Origin of the sequence: Pseudomonas sp. 7P_10.2_Bac1 (genome assembly GCF_025465935.1) — a bacterium.
Lineage (GTDB): Bacteria > Pseudomonadota > Gammaproteobacteria > Pseudomonadales > Pseudomonadaceae > Aquipseudomonas.
Map to the genome: position 1 here is coordinate 99,657 of NZ_JANLNV010000088.1, position 10,453 is coordinate 110,109.

General features: G+C 55.4%; 10 protein-coding genes. 6 read left to right on the forward strand and 4 right to left on the reverse strand.

Features of this window, described 5'->3' with window-relative positions; translation table 11 throughout:
- The first annotated feature begins 31 nt into the window (after positions 1–31).
- Positions 32–616 carry a Fe-S biogenesis protein NfuA gene (gene nfuA / locus NTD86_RS20905; RefSeq protein ID WP_262205134.1) on the forward strand — a complete coding sequence of 195 codons (585 nt, stop codon included), beginning with the start codon at positions 32–34 and terminating at the stop codon, positions 614–616.
- 75 nt (positions 617–691) lie between these two features.
- Here nfuA and cobM read toward each other — a convergent pair whose 3' ends face one another.
- The 3 genes from cobM to NTD86_RS20920 all read right to left on the reverse strand — a co-directional run bounded on the left by cobM (position 692) and on the right by NTD86_RS20920 (position 2,426).
- Positions 692–1,459, reverse strand: coding sequence for a precorrin-4 C(11)-methyltransferase (cobM, locus tag NTD86_RS20910; RefSeq protein ID WP_262205136.1), 768 nt, complete (start codon positions 1,457–1,459; stop codon positions 692–694).
- Between the two features lie 63 nt (positions 1,460–1,522).
- On the reverse strand, positions 1,523–1,948 hold the full coding sequence (locus tag NTD86_RS20915; RefSeq protein WP_262205137.1) for a cobalamin biosynthesis protein: 426 nt from the start codon (positions 1,946–1,948) through the stop codon (positions 1,523–1,525).
- Between the two features lie 106 nt (positions 1,949–2,054).
- On the reverse strand, positions 2,055–2,426 hold the full coding sequence (locus NTD86_RS20920) for a response regulator (protein WP_262205138.1): 372 nt from the start codon (positions 2,424–2,426) through the stop codon (positions 2,055–2,057).
- A gap of 222 nt (positions 2,427–2,648) precedes the next feature.
- Between NTD86_RS20920 and NTD86_RS20925 the strand changes: the two genes are divergently transcribed.
- The 5 genes from NTD86_RS20925 (at position 2,649) to NTD86_RS20945 (ending at position 9,179) form a co-directional block, all read left to right on the forward strand.
- Positions 2,649–6,128, forward strand: coding sequence for a response regulator (locus tag NTD86_RS20925; protein ID WP_262205140.1), 3,480 nt, complete (start codon positions 2,649–2,651; stop codon positions 6,126–6,128).
- Positions 6,129–6,944, forward strand: a complete 816-nt coding sequence (locus NTD86_RS20930; RefSeq protein ID WP_262205142.1) for a CheR family methyltransferase — start codon at positions 6,129–6,131, stop codon at positions 6,942–6,944.
- Positions 6,941–7,549, forward strand: a complete 609-nt coding sequence (locus NTD86_RS20935; RefSeq protein ID WP_262205143.1) for a chemotaxis protein CheB — start codon at positions 6,941–6,943, stop codon at positions 7,547–7,549. The genes NTD86_RS20930 and NTD86_RS20935 overlap by 4 nt, the downstream gene beginning before the upstream one ends.
- A complete protein-coding gene (locus NTD86_RS20940) occupies positions 7,540–8,736 on the forward strand; it encodes a hybrid sensor histidine kinase/response regulator (RefSeq protein WP_262205145.1) in 1,197 nt (398 codons plus the stop codon). The genes NTD86_RS20935 and NTD86_RS20940 overlap by 10 nt, the downstream gene beginning before the upstream one ends.
- Positions 8,737–8,801: 65 nt before the next feature.
- The gene (locus tag NTD86_RS20945) at positions 8,802–9,179 is read left to right on the forward strand and encodes a response regulator (RefSeq protein ID WP_262205218.1); all 378 of its coding nucleotides are present in this window, start codon (positions 8,802–8,804) and stop codon (positions 9,177–9,179) included.
- 54 nt (positions 9,180–9,233) lie between these two features.
- Here the strand turns inward: NTD86_RS20945 and NTD86_RS20950 are convergent, their stop codons facing one another.
- On the reverse strand, positions 9,234–10,292 hold the full coding sequence (locus tag NTD86_RS20950; RefSeq protein WP_262205147.1) for a tetratricopeptide repeat protein: 1,059 nt from the start codon (positions 10,290–10,292) through the stop codon (positions 9,234–9,236).
- Positions 10,293–10,453 lie beyond the last annotated feature (161 nt).

Sequence of the window (10,453 nt, forward strand, 5' to 3'; positions counted from 1 at the left end):
AAACTGCCCCCCATGTCTGCGAGGAGATTCCATGAGCGCCATAACGATTACCGACGCCGCCCACGATTACCTGGCTGATCTGCTGTCCAAGCAGAACACCCCGGGCATCGGCATCCGCGTCTTTATCACCCAACCGGGCACCCAGTACGCTGAAACCTGCATAGCCTACTGCAAGCCCAATGAAGTGAAACCCGAAGATACGGCCCTGGGCCTGAAGAGCTTCACGGCCTGGATCGATTCATTCAGCGAAGCGTTCCTTGAAGATGCGGTAGTGGATTACGCCACTGACCGTATGGGTGGCCAGCTCACCATCAAGGCACCCAACGCCAAGGTGCCGATGGTTAACGCTGATAGCCCGATCAACGAGCGTATCAACTACTACCTGCAAACCGAGATCAACCCCGGTTTGGCCAGCCACGGTGGTCAGGTCAGCCTGATTGAAGTGGTTGAAGATGGAATTGCCGTGCTCAAGTTCGGTGGTGGTTGCCAAGGCTGCGGCCAGGCTGACGTGACACTGCGTGAAGGCATCGAGCGCACCTTGCTCGAGCGCGTGCCTGAGCTCAAGGGTGTACGCGACGTAACCGACCACTCACAGAAAGAAAACGCCTACTACTGAGTGATCAGTAACAGGGCGTTCGCTGTGAAGTGAATAAAAAAACGGTGCCCCGTGAGCACCGTTTTTTTATGCCTTTTATTTGTAGGGTTTCGCTTCTTGGGGGCGGTACAAATGCGCGTGCCCGGCTCGATACAGCGACGACTCGGCAAAGCTGTCGCTGGCCAGCACCCGGCCGACCAAAATCAATGCTGTGCGCCTGAATCCTTTGGCTCGCACCTTGTCTTGAATATCATCCAGCGTGCCTTGCACCCAATCCTGGTCAGGCCAACTGGCCCGATGGATCACTGCAATCGGGCAGTCCTTGCCGTAATGCGGCAACAGCTCGCGAACGATGCTCTCGAGGTTTTTGACCCCCAGATGAATCGCCATGGTTGCCTTGTGCTGCGCCAGGCTGGACAGTTCTTCGCCGGCAGGCATCACGGTTTTTTCTGCGTACCGGGTCAAAATTACCGTTTGCGAGATGTCCGGTAGCGTCAGCTCGGCGCCCAAAATGGCTGCGCAAGCGGCTGTCGCAGTCACTCCCGGAATGATTTCGAAGGCAATGCCCAACTCGCGCAGGCAGCGGATCTGCTCACCTATCGCTCCATACAGGCTCGGGTCACCCGAATGGACCCGCGCCACATCCAGGCCTTTGCTGTCAGCGACTTTGATCAGTTCGATAATTTGCTCAAGGTGCAGTTCGGCACTGTTGACGACCTGCTCGGCCTGATTGCCCGCCAACACGGCGGTGGGTACCAGTGAGCCGGCGTAAATGATCACCGGGCATGAATGGATCAAGCGCTGGCCTTTGACGGTAATCAGCTCTGGGTCGCCGGGCCCGGCACCGATGAAGTAAACAGTCATGGCAGTCTCTGAAAGGGTTGAAATAGAGCTGTTCGTGAAGAGCGCTCATAGTGAGGCTGAGGATTATCGCGTTATTTGACCCGTGCAGGCCAATGCAAAGGTTGCCGCCGATGAGGTTTGGCGGGTAACTGCCAGTGCGGCAGTTGTACCGGCCAGTTGTTCAGCCAGCGCCAACGCGGCGCTTTCGGCGACGCCCCAGCAGCCGGTTTGCGTGAAAGACACGGTTGAACGCAGGCTGAGTCGAGCCGCATAGGGCGCCAGTTGCTCGGCGCTAAAAACGGCAAATGGCAGGCTCAGTCGTTTGGACAATTCAATGAGGCCTGGCTCGTCACGCTTGAGGTCAATACTGGCCAGTCCCTGGACTGCGCTCAAGGTGAATGCGGTCTGACTCAATGAACGCTCGATCAATGCCAGCAGCTCATCACAGCTGCAGCCCTGGCGGCAACCAAGGCCAACGATCAGCAGCGGTGGGGCTGTGGCTGGCTGCATCAATGCTTGAGCTCCAGAAAAATGGCTGAGCCAAGCGTGCAGTCATTCAATAGAAAGAGGGCTCAAAAGGCTGAGTGCGCAGTGTTGTCGAGTCAGGTTTTGCCTGTCAACTTTGCTGGGAGCCGAGCATGTCTTTAACTTTGATGCGCAATTGATCAATAGAGAAAGGTTTGCCAATCACTGCCATACCGTCTGGAACCTCCAGGGTTTCGGCGTAGCCGCTGGCAAACAGAACGGGCAGTTTGTGGTGCATTGCGCGGGCTTTGCTGGCCAATTCATGGCCGTTCATGCCCGGCAGCCCTACATCGGTCATCAGCAGGTCAATACGCTGCGCCTTGTCCTCAAGCAGCTCCATCGCGCGTTCGCCACCTTCGGCTTCCAGCACGTTGAACTCCAGCTCTTGCAGCACATCAACGATCAGCATGCGGACAATGGCGTCGTCTTCGACCACAAGGATGGTGGAGGGTGTTGCAGGCATAATGATGATCTCGATAAAAAGTAAATCCAGGACCCAGCGACGCGGCTTGTTATCTTGCGGGAACAGACCCAGGCACCGGTTCCTAGTCGACAAGGATAGCGTTGAGCATCATTAAAGTGCGGTTTTTTGTAAGAAAAATCTCTCGCAGGCGTAAGAAAAATGAACTATTGCGCCGTAATCCTTCAAACTCTACTTAATTTATGACGTCCACAGGCCAGAATAATGAACTCACCTTCATCCATTGATGAGCGAAGCTTTCGCAAACTGCTGAGTCGCAACGTTGGTTTGCCTTTGGCAGTTGGCGTGCTGAGCGCGGTACTGTTTGTGGTGATGATCAGCTACTTGCTCTCTGTCATTAAGTGGGTTGAACACAGCGATCGCGTGATCAGCAACACCAATGAAGCGGTCAGGCTCACTGTCGACCTGGAAACCGGAATGCGCGGTTTTCTGATTACCGGGGATGAACATTTTCTGGACCCTTATGCGGTGGCCAAACCGCAAATTCTTGCGCAAATTCAGAGCTTGCAAGGGCTGGTGAGCGATAACCCGCAGCAGGTTGATCGCCTCAAACGCATCGAAGCCTTACAAAATGAGTGGGCTTCTTATGCCCAGTCGATGGTGGACTTGCGCCGTGAGAGCGGTGATTACCGTGCCGCGGTGCAGTCCGGTCGTGGCAAGAGCCTGACTGACCAGATCCGTCAGGAATACGATGACTTTATTCAGCTGGAACAACAGCTGCGAGTGGCACGCAATAACGAAGCCAGCACCACCACCATCGTTTGCGTCGCACTTTATTTGCTGTTCGTACTGGGGTTGAGCGGGTTTTTGGCTTACGTCGGGCGTCGCGATTTAATCAATCTTTCAAATGATTACAAAAGAAATTTCGAGCTGCAGATCAAAGCTGCCGAGCGCCTTGAGCGACAAGCCTGGCTGCGCAACGGGCAAACGGAGCTGGCAGAGCAGGTGCTGGGCCGCCTGACTCTGAACATGCTGGGCCGCAACATTCTGCAGTTTTGCGCTCAATACCTGGGCTCTGTAGTGGCCGCCGTCTATGTCCGGGAAGACCACGGAGGGCTGCGACGTATCGCCAGTTATGGCTTCTCGCGTGAGCAAGAAGCGCGTAACGAAGTGATTCACAACGATGAAGGGATTGTGGGGCAGTCGGCGCAGCAGGATAAGCTGATTCGCTTGGACGACGTGCCGTCTGACTACTGCATCAAAGTCAGCTCCGGGCTGGGTGAGGGCTCGCCTCGCAGCGTCCTGGTGGTGCCGACCAGTGATGATGACGATAGGGTTAACGGGGTCCTTGAGCTGGGTTTCCTGCGGCCCCTGGAAGACCGGGATGTCGAGCTTTTGGAGTTGATAGCCAGCAATATCGGTACCTCGATCGAGGCCGCACGTTATCGCCAGCGTCTACAAGAGGTGCTGGCTGAAACCCAGCAGCTCAATGAAGAACTGCAAGTGCAGCAAGAAGAACTCAAGACCGCCAATGAAGAACTGGAGGAGCAGTCGCGCATCCTCAAGGAATCGCAGACCAGTCTTGAGGCGCAGCAGGCGGAGCTGGAGCAGACCAACGAAGCGCTGGCAGAGCAGCGTGATGCCATGGACCGCAAGAACACTGAACTCAATCGGGTTCAGGAGCAGCTCGAAGAACGTGCCGATGAGTTGCAGCGCTCCAGCAAGTACAAGTCGGAATTTCTGGCCAACATGTCCCATGAGTTGCGTACACCGCTCAACAGCTCGCTGATTCTGGCCAAGCTGCTGGCCGAAAACCCGCAGCAGAACCTTTCGGATGAACAGGTCAAGTTCGCAGAGTCGATCTACTCGGCAGGTAATGACTTGCTCAACCTGATCAACGATATTCTGGATATTTCCAAGGTCGAAGCCGGCAAGCTTGAGGTCCGCCCTGAAAATACCAGCGTGGCGCGCATGACGGACGCCATTCGTGGGCTGTTCTTGCCGCTGGCCAGTGAAAAGTCGCTGAATTTCCGGGTTGACGTACAGCCAGGCACTCCGGCGCTGATTTACACCGACAGCCAGCGTCTGGAGCAAATTCTCAAGAACCTACTGTCCAACGCCATCAAATTTACCGAAAAAGGTGAAGTCAGCCTGACGGTTTCGCGACATCCAGGCAATGCCATCGCCTTCACGGTTACAGACTCGGGTATCGGCATCGCCGCCGAACAGCAAGAAAGCATCTTCGAAGCGTTTCGACAGGCTGATGGCACCACCAACCGCCGATACGGTGGTACCGGCCTGGGCCTGTCGATATCCCGTGATCTGGCAACGTTGTTAGGCGGCTCCATCAGCGTCAGCAGCGCACCGGGGCAGGGCAGCATTTTTACCCTGATCATGCCTGAACAGTTTGTCGAAGACGCCGAGCCTCCAGCACAGGCGCCTGTCAGCACGCAGCCGATACCTCAGTTGTTACCGGGTAAAACCTTGCCTACGCAAGCGCTTGACCTGCCGCTGGATATTCCGCGTTTCATGGATGATCGAGAGCAGGCGCCATTCACCACGCGCTGCATCCTGGTTATCGAAGATGAACCCAACTTTGCGCACATTCTCTACGACCTGGCCCACGAACTGGGCTATCGCTGCCTCGTGGCGCACGGCGCGGACGAAGGCTTCAGCCTGGCCGCGCAATTTATTCCCGATGCCATTCTGCTCGACATGCGCTTGCCCGATCACTCCGGGTTGACGGTGTTGCAACGCTTGAAAGCCCTGGCCTCTACCCGGCATATCCCGGTGCACGTGATTTCCGTGGAGGACCGTGTCGAAGCGGCCATGCACATGGGCGCCGTTGGCTATGCGGTCAAGCCGACAACGCGTGAAGAACTCAAGGATGTGTTCGCCCGCCTCGAAGCCAAGCTCACGCAGAAAGTCAAACGAGTGCTGTTGGTAGAAGACGATGATTTGCAGCGAGACAGTATTTCCCGCCTGATTGGCGACGATGACATTGAAATCACCGCCGTTGGCCTCGCCCAGGAGGCGCTAGACCTGCTGCGCAGCAATATTTATGACTGCATGATCATCGACCTCAAACTGCCGGACATGCTGGGCAATGACCTGCTCAAGCGCATGTCTACCGAAGACATATGCTCTTTCCCTCCGGTCATCGTCTATACCGGTCGTAACCTGACCCGTGATGAAGAAGCCGAACTACGCAAGTATTCCCGCTCGATCATCATCAAGGGCGCGCGCTCGCCAGAGCGCTTGCTCGACGAGGTGACATTATTTCTGCACAAAGTGGAATCTCAGTTGTCCCATGAGCGTCAAACGATGCTCAAGACCGCACGCAGCCGCGACAAAGTGTTCGAAGGGCGCAAGATTCTGCTGGTCGATGATGATGTCCGAAATATTTTCGCCCTCACCAGTGCGCTCGAGCACAAGGGTGCGATTGTGGTCATCGGGCGCAATGGTCGGGAGGCCATTGAGCGCTTGAATGACATTGAAGACATCGACCTGGTCCTGATGGACGTGATGATGCCCGAGATGGACGGTTATGAAGCGACCATTGAAATTCGCAAGAATCCGCGCTGGCGCAAGCTACCGATCATTGCGGTCACGGCCAAGGCGATGAAGGACGATCAAGAGCGCTGCCTGCAGGCGGGTTCTAACGACTACCTGGCTAAACCGATTGATCTGGATCGACTGTTTTCGTTGATTCGGGTCTGGCTTCCGAAGATGGAACGACTTTAAGTGCTAAGAAACACCGACATCGAACTGCGGCTGCTGATTGAGGCGATCTACCTCAAGTACAGCTATGACTTTCGCGATTACTCCGGCGCGTCCATCAAGCGCCGGGTGCAGCATGCGCTGCGTCAATTCGACTGCAAGACCATTTCGGCCCTGCAAGAGCGCGTGCTGCATGACCCCGCGGCCTTTATGCAGTTGCTGCAATTGCTGACGATTCCGGTGAGTGAAATGTTTCGCGACCCCGAGCACTTTCTGGCAATCCGCCAGGAAGTCGTGCCGATCCTCAAGACCTATCCGTCACTGAAAATCTGGATCGCGGGGTGCAGCACCGGCGAGGAAGTCTATTCAATGGCTATCTTGTTGCGTGAGGAAGGTCTGCTCGATCGCACCATTATTTATGCCACTGACATCAACCCGCGCTCCCTGGAAAAGGCCAAGCAAGGGATTTTCTCGCTGGAAAACATTCGCGCCTACACCCACAACTATCAGAAGTCAGGTGGGCAACGTTCGTTTGCCGATTACTACACGGCGGCGTATGACTTCGCGATCTTTGACAAAAGCCTGCGTGAAAACGTGACCTTTGCCGATCACAGCCTGGCGACTGACAGTGTATTTTCAGAAACTAATTTAATTTCATGTCGTAACGTATTGATTTATTTCAATAAGAAGCTTCAAAACAGAGCGTTTGGCCTGTTCAGCGAGTCGCTTTGTCATCGTGGTTTCTTAATGCTGGGCAGTAAAGAAACCCTGGATTTTTCGGAATACAGCAATCAATTTTCGCCTTTGCTCAAGCAAGAACGGATTTATAGAAAGCTATGACAGTCCAAGATCTGGCAAGCGTCGGCTTGCGGCCTGTCAAAGCCATCGTTATCGGAGCCTCCGCAGGGGGCGTCGAAGCCTTGTTGGCGATCTTCGCTGATCTGCAGCCCGGTTATCGGCTGCCGATCATCGTTGTCCTGCACTTGCCTGATGATCGTCGTAGCCTGTTGGCTTCGGTCTTTGCCCGGCGTCTGTCAATGCCGGTCAAGGAAGTGGACGACAAAGAGCCGATTGTGCCGGGAACGCTGTATTTCGCTGCCCCGGGTTATCACGTGTCGGTAGAGCACGATTACAGTTTTTCCTTGAGTCGAGAGGAGCGGGTGCATTATTCGCGTCCCTCAATTGATTACCTTTTTGAATCCGCAGCCGATGTGTATCAAGACGCGCTGGCTGCGATATTACTCACGGGCGCCAATCAGGACGGTGCGCAGGGGTTGGACACGGTCAAACAGCTGGGTGGCTTGACGGTTGTCCAGGACCCTGCCCAAGCCTGGGTACCTACCATGCCGCTTGCGGCGTTAGAGCGTTGCCAACCGGACGCCATCCTGCCTCTGGAAGGGATTGCCCGTTTGCTTGTTGAGCTGGAACGAATCGAATGCCACTGAGTGATATTCAAGCCAAGCTGCTGATTGTTGACGATTTGCCAGAGAACCTTCTGGCATTGGAAGCGTTGATCAAAAGCGATGGTCGAACGGTCTACAAAGCCTTGTCTGCGGACGAAGCGCTTTCACTGTTGCTGCAACATGAGTTTGCGATGGCCATTCTGGACGTGCAGATGCCGGGGATGAATGGTTTTGAATTGGCTGAACTCATGCGCGGTACCGATCGCACCAAAAACATCCCCATTGTGTTTGTCAGTGCCGCTGGTCGGGAGATGAACTACGCGTTCAAGGGCTATGAGAGCGGTGCGGTCGACTTTTTGCATAAGCCTCTGGACATTCATGCAGTCAAAAGCAAGGTCAATGTCTTTGTTGATCTGTATCGGCAAAGCAAAGCGGTGCAGCGCCAGGTAGAAGCACTGGAGCGAAGCCGCCGCGAGCAGGAGATCCTGCTCGCGCAGTTACAGCAGACTCAGGTAGAACTCGAGCATGCCGTGCGCATGCGTGATGACTTCATGTCGATTGTTTCCCATGAAGTGCGCACGCCGCTCAATGGGCTGATTCTGGAAACCCAGTTGCGCAAGATGCACTTGGCGCGGGAGAACACGGCAGCGTTCAGCATGGACAAGTTGCAGGCCATGGTTGAGCGCGATGAGCGACAGATTCAAAGCTTGATTCGACTGATTGAAGACATGCTGGATGTGTCGCGGATTCGAACGGGCAAGTTGTCGATCCGGCCCTCAGAGTTTGATTTGTCACAACTCGTTGCCAATTTGCTGGAGGTTTTCTCGCCCCAGATCAGTGCGGCACAAGCGAGCGTCAGCTTCACGGCGGAGCAGCCTGTGGTGGGGCAGTGGGATGAGTTCCGGATCGAGCAGGTGATTTCCAACCTGCTGACCAATGCCCTGCGTTACGGGGCACAGAAGCCGATTGATGTGGCGGTGTACATCGAGGGCGGATATGCGGTGGTGCAAGTGCGTGATCAGGGCATCGGGATCAGCCAGGAAAACCAGCAGCGGATTTTTCAGCAGTTTGAGCGCGTGTCTGGAAGCCATGTGGTTTCGGGGCTGGGGTTAGGTCTGTTTATTTCGGAACAGATTGTCGCCGCCCATAGTGGCAAAATAGAGGTACATAGCCAGTTAGGCGAGGGGGCTTTGTTCAAGGTCAGCCTGCCGCTGGTACAAAAGACATAAATTGGTCGCAACCTATGGCCATGACTGCGGTCGTAATGGCAGCAATGTTCGGATTAAGGTTTCCCATGAGTGAAGATGCGCAAGATGTTGTTTTGATTGTCGAAGACGATCCTTCGATCCTGATGATCCTCAGTGCTTACCTGTCAGGGGAAGGCTACAGGGTGTTGCAGGCCGAAAATGGAGAGCAGGCGTTTTCGATTTTGGCGACCAAGCCGCACTTGGACCTCATGGTGACGGACTTCCGTTTGCCGGGTGGGATTTCAGGGGTACAAATTGCTGAGCCGGCGGTGAAGTTACGTCCGGATCTGAAGGTGATTTTTATCAGCGGTTATCCTGCAGAGATCCGCGACACCGGCAGCCCGATCACCCTGACAGCCCCGATCCTGGCCAAGCCTTTTGACCTGGACACCTTGCAAGGCCAGATCCAAAAACTGTTGGCGTGAATAAAGCAGCGGCAAGTTGCAAGCTCCAAGCTTGAAGCCGCTTGAAGCTTAGCCTTACAACCCCTGCTGCAACGCCGGATCATCCGGGTTCTGTTGCTCCAGTTGCGCCAACAACACTTGTACATTCTGTAGTTGGCCGGTCTCTTTCCAGTAGCGAATCAATAACAGACGTGCCTTGCGATTAGCGGGCTGGCGTTGCAGCAACTCTTCCAGCTGACGTTGCGCCGGCTCCAGTTGCTCCAGTTCATGCAAGGCAATCGCGAGTTTGTAACGGTACTCACTGTTGTCCGGCTCCAGTTCAACCGCCTTGGCCAGGCCCAGCAATGCATATTCGGTTTGCCCGTGGTTGAGCAACCAAATGCCAAGCGCGTGTTGCAGGTAGGCAGAGTCAGGGTGAGCTTTGAGCTGACGGGCCAACAGCTCACGGGCTTGATCAACTTTGCCGCGCTTATCCAGCAGGTCAATCTGCGCCACAACCGCCTTGAGGTTCTCCGGGTCCAGCGCGGAGAATCTCTCCAGCGCCGCCTGCGCTTCATCCAATTGCCCTTCATGCAGGTACAAGCGTGCTAGCTGGCCTTGAGCTTGCGGGTCGTCGGGCTGTGTCTTGAGATTGCGTTCGTATTCATCGATGACTTGTTGCAGCGGGCCGAAATACAAACCTTGCTCATCAGGCGACAGACCCAGCAACGCACTGGCCGCCGCGAAGCGCACGCTTTGTTCGGGGTCATCGAGCAGTGGGCCGAGCAAGAGCGTGCGCTGAGCATTGGGCACCAGCCCGGCAATACTCTCGATGGCGGCCTTGCGCACCAGCGCAGAAGGGTTCTGCAAGTCGGCATCGGCCAGCTTCAGAGCTTGCGGGCTTGGGTAGTTGGGCAGTTCGGCATGCAGGCTGGCGCGACGGATGTCTGAAAGATCAGTGCGCGCCAGTTGCTGATACAGCACGCGAGCAGCCCCTGGCTGGCCGTTGTGGGCTTGCTCCAGGGCGGCGGAGTAATTGTGGTTGGTGTTGGTTGACGGCGGGGTGCTGGGGGTAGAGCGCATCCAGTACCACAAGCCGACTGCGATAAAAGCAGACAGAAGGCTGACAGCAAGGTAACGGCGAGGCTGAGACATGCGAAATCCAGTAACAGTCGTGCGTATGAAGTGCAAGAGTGGGACAGTAGACGGCCTGAGTCAAACCGCGATCCATAAACACACCACCAGCCCACTGCAGCATCGAGCTTGTATGGCGATCTTTTGATCTGGCTTTTGATCCAGGCGCACATGCCGAGGCA